The sequence below is a fragment of the Pseudomonas sp. JE3303 genome, assembly GCF_056312565.1.
In genome coordinates, this window is record NZ_JBWGIF010000005.1 from 141,288 (window position 1) to 160,652 (window position 19,365).

At 65.5% G+C, this 19,365-nt stretch carries 20 protein-coding genes; 6 read left to right on the forward strand and 14 right to left on the reverse strand.

Features of this window, described 5'->3' with window-relative positions; all coding sequences use genetic code 11:
- Positions 1–2: 2 nt before the first annotated feature.
- The 3 genes from AC0ZZU_RS08965 to AC0ZZU_RS08975 all read right to left on the reverse strand — a co-directional run bounded on the left by AC0ZZU_RS08965 (position 3) and on the right by AC0ZZU_RS08975 (position 2,130).
- A complete protein-coding gene (locus AC0ZZU_RS08965; RefSeq protein ID WP_476340173.1) occupies positions 3–593 on the reverse strand; it encodes an HAD family hydrolase in 591 nt (196 codons plus the stop codon).
- Entirely contained in the window at positions 590–1,459 is an 870-nt protein-coding gene (tesB, locus tag AC0ZZU_RS08970) for an acyl-CoA thioesterase II (protein ID WP_476340174.1), read from the reverse strand. Before tesB ends, AC0ZZU_RS08965 begins: the two co-directional genes overlap by 4 nt.
- A gap of 101 nt (positions 1,460–1,560) precedes the next feature.
- Entirely contained in the window at positions 1,561–2,130 is a 570-nt protein-coding gene (locus tag AC0ZZU_RS08975) for a GNAT family N-acetyltransferase (RefSeq protein ID WP_476340176.1), read from the reverse strand.
- Between the two features lie 120 nt (positions 2,131–2,250).
- Here AC0ZZU_RS08975 and AC0ZZU_RS08980 point away from each other — a divergent pair, with 120 nt between their 5' ends.
- The gene (locus AC0ZZU_RS08980) at positions 2,251–3,165 is read left to right on the forward strand and encodes a histone deacetylase family protein (RefSeq protein ID WP_476340177.1); all 915 of its coding nucleotides are present in this window, start codon (positions 2,251–2,253) and stop codon (positions 3,163–3,165) included.
- A 149-nt stretch (positions 3,166–3,314) separates the two neighbouring features.
- Positions 3,315–4,556 carry a TIGR03862 family flavoprotein gene (locus AC0ZZU_RS08985; RefSeq protein ID WP_476340178.1) on the forward strand — a complete coding sequence of 414 codons (1,242 nt, stop codon included), beginning with the start codon at positions 3,315–3,317 and terminating at the stop codon, positions 4,554–4,556.
- 1 nt (position 4,557) lies between these two features.
- Here AC0ZZU_RS08985 and AC0ZZU_RS08990 read toward each other — a convergent pair whose 3' ends face one another.
- From AC0ZZU_RS08990 to AC0ZZU_RS09005, 4 genes are all read right to left on the reverse strand, one after another.
- Positions 4,558–5,886, reverse strand: coding sequence for a DEAD/DEAH box helicase (locus tag AC0ZZU_RS08990; protein ID WP_476340179.1), 1,329 nt, complete (start codon positions 5,884–5,886; stop codon positions 4,558–4,560).
- Positions 5,887–5,948: 62 nt separating this feature from the next.
- Positions 5,949–6,878, reverse strand: coding sequence for a drug/metabolite exporter YedA (gene yedA / locus AC0ZZU_RS08995; protein ID WP_476340181.1), 930 nt, complete (start codon positions 6,876–6,878; stop codon positions 5,949–5,951).
- Between the two features lie 107 nt (positions 6,879–6,985).
- Positions 6,986–7,465: an NYN domain-containing protein gene (locus AC0ZZU_RS09000; RefSeq protein ID WP_476340182.1), complete on the reverse strand. Its 480-nt coding sequence runs from the start codon at positions 7,463–7,465 to the stop codon at positions 6,986–6,988.
- Positions 7,466–7,525: 60 nt separating this feature from the next.
- Positions 7,526–8,245 carry a DUF2076 domain-containing protein gene (locus tag AC0ZZU_RS09005; RefSeq protein WP_476340183.1) on the reverse strand — a complete coding sequence of 240 codons (720 nt, stop codon included), beginning with the start codon at positions 8,243–8,245 and terminating at the stop codon, positions 7,526–7,528.
- Between the two features lie 153 nt (positions 8,246–8,398).
- On the opposite strand from AC0ZZU_RS09005, the gene AC0ZZU_RS09010 reads away from it, so the two are divergent.
- Positions 8,399–9,055: a YciC family protein gene (locus AC0ZZU_RS09010; RefSeq protein ID WP_476340185.1), complete on the forward strand. Its 657-nt coding sequence runs from the start codon at positions 8,399–8,401 to the stop codon at positions 9,053–9,055.
- A 54-nt stretch (positions 9,056–9,109) separates the two neighbouring features.
- Here AC0ZZU_RS09010 and hrpB read toward each other — a convergent pair whose 3' ends face one another.
- Entirely contained in the window at positions 9,110–11,638 is a 2,529-nt protein-coding gene (hrpB, locus tag AC0ZZU_RS09015; RefSeq protein ID WP_476340186.1) for an ATP-dependent helicase HrpB, read from the reverse strand.
- A gap of 121 nt (positions 11,639–11,759) precedes the next feature.
- Between hrpB and AC0ZZU_RS09020 the strand changes: the two genes are divergently transcribed.
- On the forward strand, positions 11,760–12,179 hold the full coding sequence (locus AC0ZZU_RS09020; protein WP_476340187.1) for a polyribonucleotide nucleotidyltransferase: 420 nt from the start codon (positions 11,760–11,762) through the stop codon (positions 12,177–12,179).
- 12 nt (positions 12,180–12,191) lie between these two features.
- Here the strand turns inward: AC0ZZU_RS09020 and AC0ZZU_RS09025 are convergent, their stop codons facing one another.
- The 3 genes from AC0ZZU_RS09025 to AC0ZZU_RS09035 are packed head-to-tail and all read right to left on the reverse strand — an operon-like array spanning position 12,192 to position 13,908.
- Positions 12,192–12,713, reverse strand: a complete 522-nt coding sequence (locus AC0ZZU_RS09025; RefSeq protein WP_476340188.1) for a GNAT family N-acetyltransferase — start codon at positions 12,711–12,713, stop codon at positions 12,192–12,194.
- Complete coding sequence (locus tag AC0ZZU_RS09030) at positions 12,671–13,147, reverse strand: type II toxin-antitoxin system TacA family antitoxin (protein ID WP_476340190.1); 477 nt, start codon at positions 13,145–13,147, stop codon at positions 12,671–12,673. Before AC0ZZU_RS09030 ends, AC0ZZU_RS09025 begins: the two co-directional genes overlap by 43 nt.
- Before the next feature lie 8 nt (positions 13,148–13,155).
- Positions 13,156–13,908, reverse strand: coding sequence for a DUF6515 family protein (locus AC0ZZU_RS09035; RefSeq protein WP_476340191.1), 753 nt, complete (start codon positions 13,906–13,908; stop codon positions 13,156–13,158).
- An 834-nt stretch (positions 13,909–14,742) separates the two neighbouring features.
- Between AC0ZZU_RS09035 and AC0ZZU_RS09040 the strand changes: the two genes are divergently transcribed.
- The gene (locus AC0ZZU_RS09040) at positions 14,743–15,219 is read left to right on the forward strand and encodes an Lrp/AsnC family transcriptional regulator (protein WP_158460648.1); all 477 of its coding nucleotides are present in this window, start codon (positions 14,743–14,745) and stop codon (positions 15,217–15,219) included.
- Between the two features lie 21 nt (positions 15,220–15,240).
- A complete protein-coding gene (locus tag AC0ZZU_RS09045) occupies positions 15,241–15,444 on the forward strand; it encodes a DUF2788 domain-containing protein (RefSeq protein ID WP_158460647.1) in 204 nt (67 codons plus the stop codon).
- On the opposite strand, the gene AC0ZZU_RS09050 is transcribed toward AC0ZZU_RS09045, so the two are convergent.
- The 3 genes from AC0ZZU_RS09050 to AC0ZZU_RS09060 form a co-directional block, all read right to left on the reverse strand.
- Complete coding sequence (locus AC0ZZU_RS09050) at positions 15,441–16,070, reverse strand: pseudouridine synthase (RefSeq protein ID WP_476340192.1); 630 nt, start codon at positions 16,068–16,070, stop codon at positions 15,441–15,443. The two genes, AC0ZZU_RS09045 and AC0ZZU_RS09050, sit on opposite strands and share 4 nt — an antisense overlap.
- A gap of 6 nt (positions 16,071–16,076) precedes the next feature.
- Positions 16,077–17,537 (reverse strand): AMP nucleosidase, encoded by a 1,461-nt coding sequence (gene amn / locus AC0ZZU_RS09055; protein ID WP_476340193.1) that lies wholly within the window; start codon positions 17,535–17,537, stop codon positions 16,077–16,079.
- Positions 17,538–17,689: 152 nt separating this feature from the next.
- Complete coding sequence (locus AC0ZZU_RS09060; RefSeq protein ID WP_476340195.1) at positions 17,690–19,333, reverse strand: acyl-CoA dehydrogenase family protein; 1,644 nt, start codon at positions 19,331–19,333, stop codon at positions 17,690–17,692.
- Between the last annotated feature and the right edge of the window lie 32 nt (positions 19,334–19,365).

A 19,365-nucleotide genomic window follows, 5' to 3' on the forward strand; every position in this document is an offset into this window, starting at 1 on the left:
CCTCAGGCCAACAACGCCCGCAACGCCCCGCAATCCGCCGCATGCCAGTCCGCCAGCTCCGGCCATGGATTCTCCGGCAGGTTCACCAGCACCGTCCGCGCCCCTGCCGCGCGCCCGCAATCCAGGTCGAAACGGTAATCCCCGACCATCACCAGCTCCCCCGGCGTCACGCCCCAGGCCTGGGCGATCTTCAACAACCCATCCGGGCTAGGCTTCGGCGCGGCCTCGTCACGCCCCAGGATATGCTCGACCGGAAAACAATCCGCCAAGCCAATCGCCTGCAAGGTCACATGCGCAAGCTCCCGGGCATTGCGGGTAAGGATGCCCAGGCGGCACCCCCGCCCGGCCAGCTCCCGCACCAGCTCGACCGCGCCCAGGGCCGCCGTCGAAGCCACCGCCAGGTCGCGCTCATGCTCCAGCAACCAGGCATGCTTGGCCTCGGCTTCCGCTGAAGGCAAGGCGGCCAGGTGGGTGAGGATGTCGTTCTCGGGCGGGATACCCAGCGCAACACGAATGGCCGCGAAGTCGTGCACGGCGACGGTGAGGGTGCCGTCCATGTCGAATACCCAGTTGCGCATCTGCGACAGGCTCATGCCCAGTCCTCGCGATGGCGGATCAGGCCCTCCTGGCTCGACGAGGCCACCAGCTGGCCGGCGCGGTTGAAGATGCTGCCGCGGTTGAAGCCACGGGCATTGCCGGCCCACGGGCTATCGGTGGCATACAGCAGCCACTCGTCCGCGCGCAGGTTGCGGTGGAACCACAGCGAATGGTCGAGGCTGGCGATCTGCATGTCGCGCTGCCACATCGATTTGCCATGGGGCATGAGCGACGTGGTCAGCAGGCCGAAGTCGGAGGCATAGGCCAGCAGGTACTTGTGCAAGGCGGGCATGTCCGGCAGCGTGCCGTCGGCGCGAAACCAGACGTACTTCACCGGATCACCCGCCTTGGGGTTGTACGGGTCGCGCTCGGTGACCGGGCGGATCTCGATGGGCTTGGCGCACAGCACCTTGTCACGAATGCGCTCGGGCAACCGATCGGCCATGCTGCTGACGAGTTCGACCTCGGTCGCCAGGTTCTCGGGGCCGACCACCTCAGGCATCTGCGCCTGGTGCTCGAAGCCCTGTTCGTCGTACTGGAAGGAGGCGCTGCAGGTGAAGATCGGCTTGCCCTTCTGGATCGCCGTCACCCGCCGGGTACTGAAGCTGCCGCCATCACGCACACGGTCCACCGAATACACCACGGGCATGCTGGCATCGCCCGGGCGCAGGAAATAGCCATGCAGCGAGTGCACGTGGCGATCCTCCTCCACCGTCTGGCTCGCGGCCGACAGCGACTGGCCAAGCACCTGCCCACCATAGAGCTGACGGAAGCCCAGGTCCTGGCTCCGCCCGCGGAACAGATTTTCCTCGATGGACTCGAGGCTCAACAGGTCGACCAGGTCGTCCAACACATGGCTCATTCAGGATTCTCCTAGCAAGGCACGACAGCGCGGCGTTTCTGCATAAATTAATGCGCTAAATGATACAGGGTTTGTCCGCGCTGCCCCGCATGTTCAAGCATTCACGGGCGCAGGGTGGCCTGCCATCGGTCGCGGTCGATGCGGTACAGCACGTGAGGACGCAGCGGGTGGCCGGGCGGCAGCCGCGGATGCTCGAAGCTGCCTGCCACGTCCTGCTGCATGCCGATGGCCTGCATGACCTTTTGCGAGGGCAGGTTGGTATCGCTGGTAAACGACACCACCTCGTCCAGGTGCAACTGGGCGAAGGCGCAGCGCAGGCAGGTCCAGGCGGCCTCGCTGGCGTAGCCCAGGCCCCAGTGACGCCGCGCCAGGCGCCAGCCGATCTCCACGGCGGGGGCGAAGTTTGCGTCGAAGTTGACGTTGAGCAGCCCGGTCATGCCGATGAACGCGCCGCTGTCGGTACGCTCCAGCGCCCACAGGCCGTAGCCGTGTTCATTGAAGTGCCCACGGATGCGGCCGATCAGCGCCGCGCTTTCAAGCCGGGTCAGCGGCGCGGGAAAATAGCGCATCACCTGGGGATCGGCAGACATCGCGGCAAACTCGTCCAGGTCATCGTCACGCCACTGGCGCAGTACCAGGCGGGCACTTTCCAGTCTGAGAATGGGGTTCATGCAATGGCTCCTGATCTTCACTGCAAGTGTATGCGCTGGCGCGCAGATCGACGACCCGAGGATGGCGCGCCGGCGTCCACTGCTGGCAAGATCGGTGCATCCCCTGACCGCGAATCGCCCATGCCTTTGCCGCTGATCTACCACGACGACTACAGCCCGGAGTTTCCACCGGACCACCGTTTTCCCATGGACAAGTTCCGCCTGCTGCGCGACCACCTCATCGACAGCGGGCTGACCAACGACCAGGCCCTGCTGCGTCCGCTAGTCTGCCCCAACGACATCCTCGCCCTGGCCCACGACCGCAGCTACATCGAGCGCTACATGAACGGCGAACTGTCGCGCGAGGACCAGCGCCGCCTTGGCTTGCCCTGGAGCGAAGCCCTGGCCCAGCGCACCGTGCGCGCCGTCGGCGGCTCGCTGCTGACAGCGGAGCTCGCCCTCGAGCACGGCATCGCCTGCCACCTGGCCGGTGGCACCCACCACGCCCACTACGATCATCCCGCGGGCTTCTGCATCTTCAACGACCTGGCGGTCATCGCTCGCTACCTGCTCGAGGCCGGCCGGGTGCACCGGGTGCTGATCTTCGACTGCGACGTGCACCAGGGCGATGGCACGGCGCGCATCCTCCAGGACACCCCGGACGCCATCACCGTGTCGCTGCACTGCGAGCAGAACTTCCCCGCACGCAAGGCCCACAGCGACTGGGACATCCCCCTGCCCCGGGGCATGGGCGACGCGGCTTACCTGAAGGTGGTCGACGACGCGCTCAATTACCTGCTGCCGCTGTACCAGCCGGACCTGGTGCTGTACGACGCTGGCGTGGACGTGCACAAGGACGATGCCCTGGGTTACCTGCAACTGACCGACGACGGCGTGGCCGCGCGGGATGAATGCGTGCTGCGCCACTGCCTTGGGCGGGATATCCCGGTGGCCGGGGTGATCGGCGGTGGCTACAGCAAGGACCGCCAGGCCCTCGCGCGGCGGCATGGCATTCTCCATCACAGCGCCAGCCGGGTATTGGGTTACACACAATGACTGTGGAACCGCCTGTGGATAACCTGAGCGAAACAGGCTCCAGCCCTTTAACTGCCTGATGTACAAGGCGCTGTACGTTTTTTGACCAGTGCCTGCAGGGGTCGTGCTGCGCTAGAATGCCGGCTCTTTTCCACAGCCTGCAGCCCGCCATGACCGATCAACACTCCCCTGCCCGTCCCCTCGTCGCCGTCATCGGCGCCGGCCCCGCCGGGTTGATGGCCGCCGAAGCCCTGGCCCAGGCGGGCGTTGCGGTGCAGGTGTTCGACGCCATGCCTTCGGTGGGCCGCAAGTTCCTGCTGGCGGGCGTCGGGGGAATGAACATCACCCATTCGGAGGCCTACCCGGCCTTTGTGTCGCGCTACGCCGAGCGGCGCGACGAGATCGACGGGCTCCTCCAGGACTTCGATGCCACCGCGCTGCGCCAATGGATTCACGGCCTGGGGATCGAAACATTCGTCGGCAGCTCCGGCCGGGTGTTCCCAACCGACATGAAGGCCGCGCCCCTGCTACGCGCCTGGCTCAAGCGCCTGCGGGACAGCGGCGTGGTTATCCACACCCGGCACCGATGGCTCGGGTGGACCGGCGACGGTGCATTGCGGCTGGCTTATCCACAGGGCGAACTGCAGGTGCAGGCTGACGCCGTGGTACTGGCGTTGGGTGGCGCAAGCTGGGCGCGCCTGGGATCGGACGGCGCGTGGGTGCCGCTGCTGGCCGAGCGGGGTGTGGATATCTCGGCATTGCAGCCGAGCAACTGTGGTTTCGAGGTGACAGGCTGGAGCGATCTGCTCAAGGACAAGTTTGCGGGCGCGCCGCTCAAGAACATTGCCCTTGGCATGCCTGGCACCGCACCGCGCAAGGGTGAGTTCATCCTCACCGCGCAGGGCGTCGAGGGCAGCCTGGTCTACGCCTGGTCGGCGCCGGTGCGCGAGGCGATCAACCGGGACGGACAAGCCACCCTGCTACTGGACCTGCTGCCCGACCGGCCTGTGGATAAAGTCGAACAGGCCTTGGCCAAGCCACGAGGCTCGCGGTCGATGGCCAAGCATCTGCAGGGGCAGCTGGGGCTGGAGGGGGTCAAGGCGGCCTTGCTGCGCGAGCTCACCGACCAGGTCACTTTCGCGAGCCCTGCCCTGCTGGCCCGGGCGATCAAGGCGCTGCCGATTACCCTGGTGCGGGCACGGCCGATCGATGAAGCCATCAGCAGCGCCGGAGGGGTGCGCTTCGAGGCGCTGGATACGGGATTGATGGTCAAGGCACTGCCGGGCGTGTTCTGCGCTGGCGAGATGCTCGACTGGGAAGCCCCGACCGGCGGATACCTGCTGACCGGCTGCTTCGCCAGCGGTCTCCGTGCGGGGATGGCGGCGGCCCAGTGGGTACGCCGCCCCGTGTGACCTAGGGTTTGCGCTTTATGGGGCCGCCGTTGAACGCCGGCACGCGGCGCACGGGTTTCACCAGCGGTTCGGTAATGTTCTCGGCGCTGTCCATCCAGCGGCCCAGGCCACGCTTGGCGCTGGTTTCCTTGGGCTTCTTGGGCTTTTTCGGTTTCTTCACCACCTGGCCATTGGCATCGGTATCCGGCACCCGGTGATCGGGGACGAAATCCGGTTCTTCATGGCGCGGCAGGGTCTTGCGGGTCAGCGTCTCGATCGCTGCCAGCAACTGCACCTCGTCCGCGCACACCAGCGAGATCGCCTCGCCGGTATTGCCCGCACGGCCAGTACGGCCGATCCGGTGAATGTAGTCCTCGGCCACGATGGGCAGGTCGAAGTTGACCACCAGCGGCAAGTCATCGATGTCCAGGCCGCGGGCGGCGACGTCGGTGGCGACCAGGATCTGCACCTCACGGGCCTTGAAGGTGTCCAGCGCACGCTGGCGCGTGGCCTGGGGACGATCGCCGTGGATCCCGTCGGCATTCACGCCCTCCTCGCGCAGGCGCTCGACCAACTGGTCCACGCCGTTGCGGGTCTTGGCGAACACCAGTACCTGCGACCAGCGCTGCTTGCGCAGCAAGTGCAGGAACAGCTCGGGCTTGCGCTTCTTGTCCACAGGCACCAGCCACTGCTTCACGGTAGTGGCGGTGGTATTGCGCGGGCTGACCTGGATCGTCAGCGGATCATTCAGGGCCAGGCCCGCGAGCATGCGGATCTCGTCCGAGAAGGTCGCCGAGAACAGCAGGGTCTGGCGCTTGCGCGGCAAGGCTGCGTAGACCGCTTGCAGCTCTTCGGCAAAGCCCAGGTCGAGCATGCGGTCGGCTTCATCGAGCACCAGGATCTGCACCTGCCCGAACTTCACCGCGTTCTGCCGGTACAGGTCGAGCAGGCGGCCAGGCGTTGCGACCAGCAGGTCGACACCGCGGCGCATGCGCATCATCTGCGGGTTGGTGCTGACACCACCGTAGACCGCGTAGGTGCTCAGCGGCAGGTGCTCGGCGTACTGGCGGATATTCTCGTGCACCTGCTCGGCCAGCTCGCGGGTCGGCACCAGCACCAGGGCGCGGATCGAATTGCTCGCGACCTTGGCCCCTTCCATGGCCAGGCGCTGCAGCATCGGCAGGGCGAAGCCTGCGGTCTTGCCGGTGCCGGTCTGGGCGGCGGCCATCAGGTCGCGGCCCGCCAGCACGGCAGGGATGGCCTCGGCCTGGACCGGGGTCGGGGTGTTGTAGTCCAGGTGCTGCAAGGCGCGCAGCAGGGGTTCGATCAGGCCGAGTTTGGCGAAAGTCATGGCAATACCGTCAGGGGGTTCAGCAAAGGCGGCAGTCTACCGCAAAGCCCTGCCCTGCCCCATCACTTGCATGCCTGCTCCTTCAGCGGCTCGGCTGTCGCTGCCGCGTCCGGGGCCTTGCGCCACTGCGGCAGGCCGATCAGCACCACGGCGCCGATGATCACCGCCATGGCCAGGCATTCCTCGACGCCGATGCTTTCGCCAACGAACAGGATACCAAGCAGCACCGCGACCGCCGGGTTGACGTAGGCATAGCTGGTGGCCGCCGCCGGGCGCACGTTCTTGAGCAGGTACATGTAGGCGCTGAACGCCAGGATCGAGCCGAAGAACACCAGGTACGCCAGCGCCGCCCAGCCCGCCGCCGTGGGCATCTGGGTCATGCGCTCGCCACTCAGGGCGCTGCCGATCAGCAGCGCGGCGCCGCCCACCAGCATCTCGGCGGCGCTGGCCATCGCGCCCTGGGGCAGTGGCAGGCTCTTGCTCCACACCGAGCCAAACGCCCAGGCCGCGGCGGCGAACAGGATCAGCGTCGCGCCCATGGGGCTCGCCTGCAGGTTGGAGCCGAGGTTGAGCAATGCGATGCCCACCAGCCCCATCAAGATTCCTGCCCATTCAAGGCGGGTATTGCGCTGGCCCCACAGCAGCCCGAACAGCAAGGTGAACAACGGCACCGTGGCAATCGCCAGCGCCGCGACGCCCGAGGCGACCCCAGCGTGCTCGGCCAGGGTCACCCCGCCGTTGCCGCAGCTGAGCAGCAGAAACCCGATCGCGCCCGCTGCGCGCCATTGCGGCCAGGTAGGCGCCGGCACGCCGCGCCAGCGCAGGAATGCATAGAGCAGGCTGCCGGCAATCAGGAATCGTATGCCCGCCATCAACAGTGGCGGCCACGACTCGACGCCAATGCGGATGAACAGGTAGGTGGAACCCCAGACCAGATACAAGGCCAGGAAGGCACCAATGAGAATCAACGGGAAACGACGGGCAGCAGGCATGGTTGAAGACTCGAAATCCATTTTCGGGTCGACCAGTTTAGAAAGCCTGCGTGGTAAACAGAAGTTACAAAATCTGATTAAAACAGCGGAACACATGCATGCCTGGCTTAGTGGCGCAGCAGCAGTTTTCCTTCGATGGGCACGTAGCGGTCGGCCGCGCGGATCAGCGAGTTGGCAGTCAGCCCGGGCACGCCATAGGCGACCGTTTCGATGCCATAGCGCTGGATCACCCGCTCGAGCAGCAGGTCGAAATCGCCGTCGCCCGAGGCCAGCACCACCTGGTCGACGCGCGCGGCGGCGTCGATCACATCGAGGGTGATGCCCACGTCCCAGTCGCCCTTGGCCGAGCCGTCGCTGCGCTGGATGTACGGTTTGAGCCGGACGGTGAAACCCAGGTTGCGCAGGATCTGCTGGAACTGCTGCTGCTTGCTGTCGCCCCGGTCGATGGCATAGGCCACCGCCTCGACGATCTCGCCGTGCTGGCTGATATCGGCCCACAGTGCGGCGTAGTTGAAATGACAGCCATAGGCCTGCCGCACGGTGTAGTAGAGGTTCTGCACGTCGGCGAATACGGCGATCTTTTTCACCGGGTGTTCCTCTTCAAGTAAAGGGCTAAGCAGCAGCGCAGTATGCCCATGCCCTAACGATCAGACAAACGTATCGTCATCCGAGAAGAACCCGCCGTCGTCATTGCCGTAGTCCGTGTCGGCATAGCCGCCGTCGTCAGCCACATGCTGCTGGTCGTCCTGGTTCCAGCCACCGCTGTCGCTGGCCGGGGCCGGCTCTTCCTGAGTCGCCTCGGCCACTTGCGCAGGCTGCTCGTCATTGTTGAACAGGCTGCTGATCCCATGCGCCAGCATCACCCCGCCCGCCACACCGGCGGCCGTCTGCAGCGCACCGCCCAGGAAACTGCCAGCGCCCGCACGTCCCACGGCACCCGAGGCAGCACCGAAAGCGGGAGCCTGTTGCTGGCTGAACCCGCGTGACGGTTCGCGCCAGCCACCACCGGCTTGTGGCGCGGCCGGTGCTGGGCGCTGCGGCTCAGGCGCGGGCGGGCGGCTGCCAGCACCGAAGATGCTCGACAGGAACCCACCGCCGCTCTGCCCTGGCGCCGGCGCCCGGGATTGCGCCTGGGCACGGGCCTGCTTGAGCTCGGCTTCGAGCTGCTTGTTCTGCTCGTCCATGCGTTTGAGCGCAGCTTCCTGCACCAGGATCGCCTGGGCCATGTAGTACGGCGCGCCCGGTTGCTGGCGCACATGTTCCTCGATGCGCGACTGGGCCTGGGCATCCCGCGGCTGGTTGGGGTCCTCGGCCTGCTTGAGCCGGGTAAACAGGCCGTCGATCAGGGTTTGCTCTTCAGTGTTCATGGGTGACCTCGTACAAAAGCGGGACATCGGACAGGATAAAGATGGGGGACTGGAACGCCCGATTCAATTGCCGGGACCGTGAAAGTTTTTTCAGCTTGGCCAATGCCTGGGCTAAAGTGACGCCCTGCTTTTACTGCCATGCGATATTGACGAATGAATCCGCTGAGTGTTCTGCGCGACTCCCTGTATTTCTTCCGCCGCCACCTTATCGGCATCATGCAGCTGTGCCTGCCGCTGGTGGTGCTCGAAGCCCTGGGCACCCAGTTGCTCTACCGCGAGCTGGGCGACGCCGCATCGCCCAGCTACGGCCTGCTGGTCAGCCTGCTGTTCTACCCCCTGTACAGCGCGGCGCTGATCCTTTACCTGGACACCCGCAGCAACGGCCTGGAGCCCCCCAAGCGCGACCTGTTCGCCCGCGCCGTGCAACTCTGGCCGACGCTGGCGCTGATGATCCTGATCAGCTCGTTGCTGATCATGGCGGGCCTTGCCCTGTTCGTGCTGCCGGGCATCTGGGTGATGATCAACCTGGTGTTCGCCGAGTACCTGCTGGTGTTGCGCGGTATGCCGGTGGTGGCCTCGATGCGCGAGAGCGCGCGCATGACCACCGGGCATTTCTGGCAGATCATGGTCTGCGTGCTTGCCGTGCTGGCGCCGTTGTGGCTGATCGATGCGCTGCTGCTGACCCTGTTCCCTGATCCACAGCCCGCGCTGAGGCTGGCCATGGACAGCCTCAGCGGCTTCCTGCAGCTGTTCAACAGCGTGGTGCTGTACCGGTTGTTCATGCTGCGCGAGGCAGAAGACGGCGCCTGACCTGGCCAGTCACTGCGCGGTTGCTGTTGCCCGCGCAGCCCTTGACCAAGGGTTTCAGGCCTTGCGTGGCTTGGCCCGTGCCGTCGCCTCGGCCACCAGCGGGTCATCCGGCCAGTAGTGCTTGGGGTATCGGCCCTTCAGGTCCTTCTTCACCTCGGCGTAGGTGGTACGCCAGAAATTGGCGAGGTCCTGGGTCACCTGTACTGGCCGACGCGCGGGTGACAGCAAGTGCAGCTTGACCTGCAGCCGTCCCTGGGCGATGCGCGGGGTGTCGGCGAGACCGAACAGCTCCTGCAGGCGCACGGCCAGGATCGGCGGGGTCTCGCTGTAGTCCAGGCGGATGTTCGAGCCCGAGGGTACGTTGAGATGCACCGGCGCCCACTCGTCCAGGCGCTGGGGCAGCGGCCACGGCAGCAAGTTGCGCAGGATCGAAGACAGGTCCAGCTGGGCGAAATGACTCAGCCGCGTAACCTTGCCTACATAGGGCTCAAGCCAGTCTTCGAGGGTGGCGAGCAAGGCTCCATCGCCCAGATCGGGCCATTCGCTCTGCCCCTCCTTGTCCACGTCGAGCTGGCGCAGCAGCGCCACTCGCGCCTGCCACTGGCGCAGTTCCGGCGTCCACGGCAACAGCGCCAGGCCCTTGCGCCGGACCAGACCAAGCAGCGCGCGGGCGCGGGCGTTGTCATCCAGGCCCGGCAGCGGCTCGCGGCTGAGCACGAGCTCACCCACCTTGCGCTGGCGCTCGGCGCGCAGCACGTTTTCGCGCTCGTCCCAGTCCAGCAGGTCGAGCGTCTCGACTTGCTCGGCCAGCACGCTTTCGAACAACGCCGCCTCGAAATCGGCGGCGAGGTAGATACGCTCCTCACGCTGCCCCTGACGGCTGCCGAGGTCGGCGATCACCAGCCAGGGGTGCTTCATCAAGGCGTCGGCTTCGGCGAACAAGGCCGCGCGCCCATTGGCCAGGCGGTACTCGGCACCACCCTCGCGGCGCTGCTGGGCCACCCGGTCTGGATACGCCAGCGCCAGCAAGGCGCCGAGCCAGCGAGGATGGTCGGGGTCCGGGACCGCCGAGCGTGTCTTTGCGCGCAGCATTCCCCGGTATTGGCGGGCCAGCTGTCGGGCTCGCTGCACACCGCCCTGGCTACCGCGGACGGCACGGCTTTCGCCGCTGAGCAAGGCAAGCCGGCTGTGCAGGTCGGCGCCGCCACCGCGCAGGATGTCGCGCTCGCCTAGCAAGGCTGCAACGTTGCACGCCATGTCGGCCAAGCCCAGGTCTTGCCCCCGCAACAGCAGATGCGCGATGCGGGGGTGCGCCGGCAACTCCGCCATGGCCTGGCCGTGGTCGCTGAGCGCGTCGCGAGTGCTGGCCCGGAAGGCCCCGAGCCTTGCCAGCAGGTCCTGGGCCTGGGTGTAGGCGGCCGTCGGAGGTTGATCGAGCCAGCGCAGCTGATCCGGGGTCACGCCCCAGCGCGACAGTTGCAAGGCCATGCCCGCGAGGTCCGCCTGGAGAACTTCCGCGCTGCCATGGGCGGCCAGTTGCTCATGCTGGGCCTCGGACCAGAGCCGGTAGCAGATCCCCGGTTCCAGGCGCCCGGCACGGCCAGCCCGTTGGGTGGCGCTGGCGCGGGAGATGCGCTGGGTGTCCAGGCGGGTCATGCCGCTGCCGGGATCGAAGCGCGGCACCCGCGCAAGCCCCGCGTCGATCACCACCCGCACGCCGTCGATGGTCAGGCTGGTCTCGGCGATGTTGGTCGCCAGCACGATCTTGCGCATGCCCTGAGGTGCAGGCTCGATGGCTGCGCGCTGGGCAGTGAGGTCGAGCTCGCCATGCAGCGGGCAAAGCAGCACGTCGCGACGATCGCCGAAGGCGTCCTGCAGAGACTGGTGCACGCGGCGGATCTCGGCCTGGCCCGGCAGGAACACCAGCACGCTGCCGGTTTCGTCCGCGACGGCCTGCAGTACCGTATCGACCACCCGCGGTTCGATGAACTCGCCCGGCTGGAACGGCCGCCCCCAGCACATCTGCACCGGGTGCATGCGCCCCTGGCTGCTGACCACCGGCGCATCGTCGAGCAGGCGCGACAGGCGTTCGCCCTCCAGGGTCGCCGACATCAGCAGGATTTTCAGCGGCGGGTCGTCTCGCAGCAACTCGCGGCCGTTGAGGCTCAGTGCCAACGCCAGGTCGGCGTCGAGGCTGCGCTCGTGGAATTCGTCGAAGATCAGCAGTCCCACGCCTTCAAGCGCCGGATCGGACTGCAGGCGGCGGGTAAGAATGCCTTCGGTGACTACTTCGATGCGTGTATTCGGCCCGACCTTGCTGTCCAGCCGGATGCGATAGCCAACGGTCTCGCCGACCTTCTCGCCCAGCTCGCTGGCCAGCCGCTCCGCCGCCGCCCGCGCTGCAAGACGACGGGGTTCGAGCATCACGATGCTCTGTCCGGCCAGCCAGGGCGCATCGAGCAAGGCCAAGGGAACACGGGTGGTCTTGCCCGCGCCAGGGGGCGCTTCGAGCACGGCTTCGTTGCGCTCGGTCAAGGCCTGGCGCAGCGCTGGCAATACAGCATCTATCGGTAATGAAATCATGGTGGCCCTCGAACAGTCGGGCGAGTATAACGGCGAACCTGGCCAGCCTTATCATGGTCTCAGGTTCAGATGCAGGCGCTCTGCCTGGCATTGTTCGTGGCTTTTATTTCCGGAGATTCAAATGCGCATCCAATCCCGCGTCATCGGTGGCGCCCTGGTCGCTGCCCTGCTGACCCAGCTGACGGCCTGCGGCACACTGTTCTACCCAGAGCGCCGCGGTCAGATCGAGGGCAAGGTCGACCCTGTGATCGTCGCCCTCGATGCGATCGGCATTCTGTTCTACGTCATTCCCGGGTTGATCGCCTTCGGCATCGACTTCGCGACCGGCGCCATCTACTACCCAGGCGGCACTACCGCTCAGGTCGCTCCCGAGAAGCTTCAGAAGGCTGTCGGTGCTGACGGCAAGGTCGACAATGCCAAGCTGCAGGCGATTCTCGAAAGCGAGCTGGGCCAGCGCCTGCCGCTGGATGATCCACGGCTGATCCAGCACCGTGGCAGCGTCGAGCAACTGGCTTCGTACGGGCTGGTGCCGGCTGCTTGATTACAGCTGGTGTCAGCGCAACGAAAGCATCATCGTCAGTGGCGTGAGGTCCGGACAGGGTTTGAAGTCGCCGAATCTGGCGTAGAACTCCACCAGGGATTCGTTGAGAGGGTGGACGATCAATGCAGTCGATCCCACCACCTCTGCTGCGCCCAACGCTCGCTCCACTGCATCTGCCAACAGCGCTACAGCGAAGCCCTGACCCTGGGCTTCTAGCGCGACGCCCATCCGACCGAGAACCGTTACAGGCAGGTGATCGGGTGCATTGCGCCTGAGCCGGGCACTTGGTGCGTATTGACGTGCTACGGAGGCATTTGAAAGGGTGTAGTAAGCCGCTACACGACGGGTCCCTTTGACACATGACACATACACCACAGCATGCTTTGCCCGCTGCGCATCCAGAGCCCTTTTCTGCAGATACTCATTGTTGGACCTATCCCCGCAATCGAACAGCGACCTGTCATGGTCAGGCGTCAGCCTTTCAGGAGAATTCAACTCCAAGGCTTGGGTCTGGCCAGAAGATCCCTGACGCATTCATTATTCCTTATGGGATTGGCTTCGAGTGCCTGCTCGAATCGATCAAACGCTTCATCGCTGAGCAGGAACAGCCGACGGTCAAGGATGACTTCCTCCGCACGCTTGCAGGCCGCGTCCAGGATAAAACTGGTACGGTCCACGCTGAGGATCTGGGCTGCTGTATCTATAAGGTCTCGACGCTTTGCGTCAGTGCGCATATTGATAGGCACGGGCTTGTTTTTAGTCTCCGGGATCGGGATGGTCATTCGCTTGCCCCCTGTAAATTCAAAATGGCGATGAGTCTTTTCGCTATTTGAACTATACACCTCGTGTAGCTGTTGTGTAGCTAACCGCTGCAAATGGTCGACCGAAGGCGAGGAACTTGAAGGGCTACTTTCCCGGAGTGAGGTGAAAAACGTCACTTCACGCTTTCCTAAAAAGCCGTAGTCCATTTCCCATCTCAATTCACGCTATAACCTCGCCCGCTCAAACACGCTCCCAACGCCCGCCGGTAGGTGTCGGACACATTCGCCGCCGGCGCATAGCTCGCTGACGCAGGGTCGAAACCGGACTGGTCCACCGCCCAGCGGTGGCACTGGTAGCGGTCCTGCTGTTGCTGCTCGGCCGTCTGGCCGTAAGCGGGGTAGGCGATCACGTCGTAGCCGCTGCCTGCCTGTTGCGCAGGCGGGGCAACGGGCGGGTTGACGACCACATACTCGCGGCTGTCCGACAGGTACTGGTAGTAGGTGTCTGCGACCAGGAAGAACAACGCGTTGCCCACCCAGACTTCCCGGGCATAGGACGGCAGGTAGTCGATCCGTGCACCGTAGGGCGGGGTCACGACCACGTAGTTCGGACCTTGTGGCCGGTACCAGTAGCCCCCGGAATAGAAGTAGTCCTGGCCACGGTACGGCACTTTCGAATAGCGGTCGGGGAAGCGGTCGATGGTGTGTCCGGGGCGATACTGCGGGCCCGAGCCCCATCCGTTGCCGTGTCCGTCTGGACGGCGGGGGATGTCCTGGTAATTGCCTTGGCGCGGGGGTTGGGTCTGGCGGACTTCGTCGCGCGAGTTCAAGGGAGAGCTGCCGCCGCTGTTGGGATCCTGAGGGCCCTGCCCACCGTGGCCTTCGTTCGGGCCCTGGGCAGATGCTGAACAGGAAACTCCCAGGCTGAGCAAACCTACACCCGCCAACTGCCAGATGCGTGACTTCATGCTGTTCTCTCGTAGGAAACGGGACTGTGATTGCAGGAGTTTACAGGGGTGGTTGCGGGGGGGAGATGAAAATGCGGGGGGGCGGTAGGTTCGGCAGGGGCACGGCTGGATGCTTTCAGCGCCATTGCGATTGAGCGCCGCTCGCGCGGGGCGTGCGCTTGGGGCCTTGTGGTGCCGCATAAATCGAGCGCCGCCCGCGCGGCGCATCGCGGGACAAGCCCGCTCCCACATTTGTTGCAACGTGCCATGGCCTGACAGACTGGAGTCTTAGCCTTGTCTGTACGGCGAAGATCTTGTGGCGAGCACACCGGCCCCCACCCGTCTTCCGCCATGCACCAGGGCTGACAACCCAAATCCCACAGGCCATGGCACGTTGCAACAAATGTGGGAGCGGGCTTGTCCCGCGATGCGCCGCGCGGGCGGCGCTCGATCTCATGGACGCCACAAGGCCCCAAGCGCACGCCTCGCGCGAGCGCCACACATCTCAAGACAGGCACATCCCCCCCAAACCCCACCCATTAAAAAAGGGAGGCCGCTTGGCCTCCCTTCAGGAATTGTCGTCCGTGCTCGGCGCTTGTGACGCCGGCTCACCTCACGCCGTCTTGTGGACGGTGCGTAGCCCGGGGGCCTGGCCGATCCTGTTGGATGGCTGGCCGCAACCGCCCTTGTTGGGCCGGTCGCCGTGGACTGATGTCCGGGCAGTGATTCTGTTGATAAAGATAGAGGATCCAGCGCAGCAGAGGATTGCTAACATTGCTGACTTAAATATCACTTGCGCAATTTTTAACCCCTGATTGATAATTTGCCGCAATCCGAACAGAAAAGGCCCCTTTCATGAGCAAGCTTGACCGCTACGACCTGAGCATTCTTGCCGAGCTGCAGCGCGACGCGCGCATTTCCAACCAGGAGCTGGCCGAGCGCATCGGCCTGTCGCCCTCGCCTTGCTCGCGGCGGGTCAAGCAACTCGAAGACGATGGCTATATCTCTCGCCAGGTCGCGCTGCTGGACCGCAAGAAACTGGGCCTGAGCCTGACGGCCTATGTGCTGATCGGCATGGACCGGCACACGCCTGAACGCTTCGAGACCTTCGAGGCAGCAATCCGCGGCCTGCCCCAGGTGCTCGAGTGCAGCCTGGTCACCGGGATGGACGCCGATTACCAGCTCAAGGTGGTAGTGCCTGACATGGACCACTACCAGAAACTGCTACTGGGCAGCCTGACGCGGATCGAAGGCGTGACCAGCGTGCGCTCGAGCTTCGTGCTCAACCAGGTGCTGGCCAGCACCGAGCTGCCCCTGACCCACCTGCGCTAGTCACCGACCCGGAGCATATCGATGGATCCCGCACTGTTCGAAGAATGGATGATGATCATCCTGGTCACCCTGCTGATCGGCTTCATGGGCTTCATCGTCTGGGACCTGGCGAAAAAATCCCAGGCCGGACGCTTCGGCACGATCATCCTGTTCGGCGTGCTGGGCCTGGGCGTGCTTGCCTTCATCATCAAGACGGTGGTGGTCGGCTTTCTCGAGGGCGTCTAGCGCTTGGCCGGCACTTCCCGCCAGCAGCCCTGATCCAGGCCGTCCAGGGTCCAGTCACCAATACGCACGCGCACCAGGCGCAGGGTAGGCAGGCCGACCGCGGCGGTCATGCGCCGTACCTGGCGATTGCGGCCCTCGCGGATCACCAGTTCGAGCCAGCTGGTCGGCACGCTCTTGCGAAAACGCACCGGTGGATTGCGCGGCCACAGCTCAGGCTCGTCCAGGCGGCGGGCTTCGGCGGGCAAGGTCGGACCGTCGTTGAGCTCGACACCCTCGCGCAGGCGCCGCACCTGCTCATCGCTCGCCTCTCCTTCTACCTGCACCCAGTAGGTCTTCGGCAACTTGTGCCTGGGGTCGGCGATCTGCGCCTGCAACCGGCCGTCGTTGGTCAGCAGCAACAGGCCTTCGCTGTCACGGTCGAGGCGCCCGGCGGGGTAGATGCCGGGAATGCCGATAAAGTCCTTTAGGGTGGCGCGGCCCTCGCCGTCGCTGAACTGGGTCAGGACGTCGAACGGCTTGTTGAACAGGATCAGGCGTGGCTCGGCCGGCGGCGCCTTGGGCTGGCGACGCGGGCCGGCAGGCCGCGCATCAGCGCGGCGCGGCTTGGAACGGGGGGGCAAGGGCATGGGGCCTCAGCGGAACGGCGGCTCATCGAAGCTGCGCAGTTTACGCGAGTGCAGCGAGTTGAGCTCGGTGCGCAGCAGGTCCAGCGCGGCGATGCCGATCTTCAGGTGCTGGCTGACCGCCCGGTTGTAGAAGGCGTTGGCGGCCCCGGGCAGCTTGATCTCGCTGTGCAGTGGCTTGTCCGACACACAGAGCAGGGTCCCGTACGGCACCCGCAGGCGATAACCCTGGGCGGCGATGGTGCCACTCTCCATGTCCACGGCCACGGCGCGCGACAGGTTGATCAGCGGCCGCTCCTGCGCCCAGCGCAGCTCCCAGTTACGGTCATCGTAGGTGAGCACGGTGCCTGTGCGCAGGCGCTTCTTCAGTTCGTCCCCGCGCTCGCCAGTCACCTGGGCCGCCGCTTCCTGCAGCGCCATCTGCACCTCGGCCAGGGCCGGGATGGGGATATTCGGCGGCACGACCCGGTCGAGGATCCCGTCGCGGCGCATGTAGGCGTGGGCCAGTACATAATCGCCGATGGTCTGCGACTGACGCAGGCCGCCGCAGTGACCGATCATCAGCCAGCAGTGCGGACGCAGTACGGCCAAGTGGTCGGTGATGTTCTTGGCGTTGGACGGGCCGACGCCGATGTTGACCAGGGTAATGCCATCCCCGTCAGCGGCGATCAGGTGATAGGCCGGCATCTGGTAGCGGTGCCAGACCACCCCGGCGACCAGCGCCTGGGCCTCGCCGTGGTCCATCCCCTTGTCGATGAAGACGTTGCCGGGCAAGACCATGCGCACGAAACGCGGGTCCTCGCGCAGCTGCTCCAGGCCGTGGGCGATGAACTGGTCGACATATCGGTGGTAGTTGGTCAGCAGGATCCACGGCTGCACATGGCGCCAGTCGCTGCCGGTGTAGTGCACCAGGCGGCGCAGGGAAAAGTCCACGCGGGCGGCGTCGAACAGTGCCAGCGGCAGGGTTTCGGCATCCCAGTCGTACAGGCCGTCGGCAATGCCATCGGTGGCCGCCGAGAGGTCGGTGCTGGGGAAGACCCGCGCCAGCGCCGCGGCGGTGATGCCGGTACCGGCAAGCTCGTCGCCCTGCTCGACCACATAGGGATAAGGGATGTTCTGCTCGCTGACGCCCACTTCAACGGTGACCGTGAAGTCGCTCATCAACGGGCCCAACTGCTCCAGCAGATACTTGCGGAAGGCGGCCGGGTGAGTGACGGTGACACTGTACGTGCCTGCCACCTGGACCTTGGCATAGGCGCGGGTGATGACCGGGGCTTCGCCCTGGCAGTAGTAGGTCAGGCGAAGCGCAGGGTAGCGAAACAGCGCGCGTTCGTCGGCGTCGGGTTCGGTCCGGTCCTTGAGGTAGCGCTTGAGCGCCTGGCTGAGGGCCGTGCTGGCTTGTTCATGCAGGGCCGCCAGACGATCGACGGCCTGCTCGGCGGTATCTACAACTACAAAAGCTTGGCTCACACTGTGCTTCCTGTCTGGACATGCATGTCAGCCATCTTGCCTAGGTTCGCGGGTAAAAACATCCCTCTAACCCAATGCGCGCTCGTGTATGTGGGTGTGGGTGTAGGTGTGGAGCACGTGCGTCGGGAAAGGGCGCGTGCGTCGGGGATGGGTCAGGCAGGCGATGACCGGGCCACAAGGGCTTGCACGTCCACGCCTCGCGGCAGCTCGCCGTACACCCGCCCCCCGCCCGCCAGACGGCTGCCGATGAATGCATCGCTCACCACGGCATTCCCCGCCTCCAGCAACAACTTGGCCTGCAGCGCCACGGCTATGTCCCCGGTCAGTTGCCGCGCGCGGTACTGAATGTCGCCCGTATCGGCGAAGGCGCTCTTGAGGTTGCCGATATGCGCGGCCAGGCGCGGGTCGCCGTGCCCGTCGCCTAGCTCGGCGAACAGCGCTTCGAGCACCCCGGGTTCCTTGGACAGCGCGCGCAGCACGTCCAGGCACTGCACGTTGCCCGAACCCTCCCAGGTCGAGTTGACCGGGGCTTCGCGGTACAGGCGCGGCAGGATGCTGTCTTCGACATAGCCGGCGCCGCCCATGCACTCGGCGGCTTCATTGATCAAGGCCGGGGCACGTTTGCAGATCCAGTACTTGCCCACTGCGGTCACCAGGCGGGCAAAGCGTGCCTGCTGTGGATCGTCGAGCTGATCGAGCGCCTGCCCCATGCGCAGGCTCAGCGCCAGCGCCGCCTCGCTCTCCAGCGCAAGGTCCGCCAGCACGTTCTGCATCAGGGGCTGCTCGCTGAGCAAGCGCCCGCCCACCGTGCGATGAGCACAATGATGCGCGGCCTGGGTCAACGCCTGGCGCATCAATGCGCTTGAGCCGACCATGCAGTCGAAGCGGGTCATGGCGACCATTTCGATGATGGTTGGCACCCCCCGCCCTTCTTCCCCAAGCATCCACGCCAGTGCACCGCGAAACTCCACTTCGCTGGAGGCGTTGGAGCAGTTGCCAAGCTTGTCCTTCAGGCGCTGGATATAGAACTGGTTGCGGCTGTCGTCGGGCCGGTGCCGGGGGAGCAGGAAGCAGCTCAGGCCCTTCTCGGTCTGTGCCAGGGTCAGGAAGGCGTCGCACATGGGCGCCGAGCAGAACCACTTGTGCCCGACCAGCTCGTACGGCTGGCCCGGCCCGGGGCTGCCGACCGGATAGGCACGAGTGGTGTTGGCGCGGACATCGGTGCCGCCCTGCTTCTCGGTCATGGCCATGCCCAGGGTGACGCCTGCCTTGTGCCGGTCGCCGACATTGCGGGGGTCGTACTCGCGCGACAGCACCTTGGGCACCCAGTACCGGGCAAGCTCCGGCTGCAGCCTGAGCGCGGGCACGGCGGCAAAGGTCATGGTCAGCGGGCAGCCACTGCCCGCTTCGGCCTGGGTGTGCAGGTAGGTCATGGCGGCGCGGGCGACGTGGGCACCACTGTGCGGTTCGGCCCAGGGCAACGACGGCAGGCCATGCTCGATGGCCGTGCGCATCAGCTCGTGATACGCCGGATGAAACTCCACCAGGTCGATACGGTGGCCATAGCGGTCATGACTGGTGAAGCGTGGCTTGTGCTGGTTGGCCAGGAACCCTGCCGCCATCAGCGGCCCACCCGCCAGCGCACCATAGGCGTCGATCCTCGATTCGGCCCAGCCCGCGCCGAAGCGTCGCGACCACTCCTGCAACGGCACGTCGAGGCGGTACAGGTTGGCGCCGTCCAGCGACGGTGGCTGGTTGGTGACTTCGTGGGTTTCAGCGTACTGGTGCAGGTTCATCGAGGCCTCCTGGATCTGGTCATGCCTGGAAA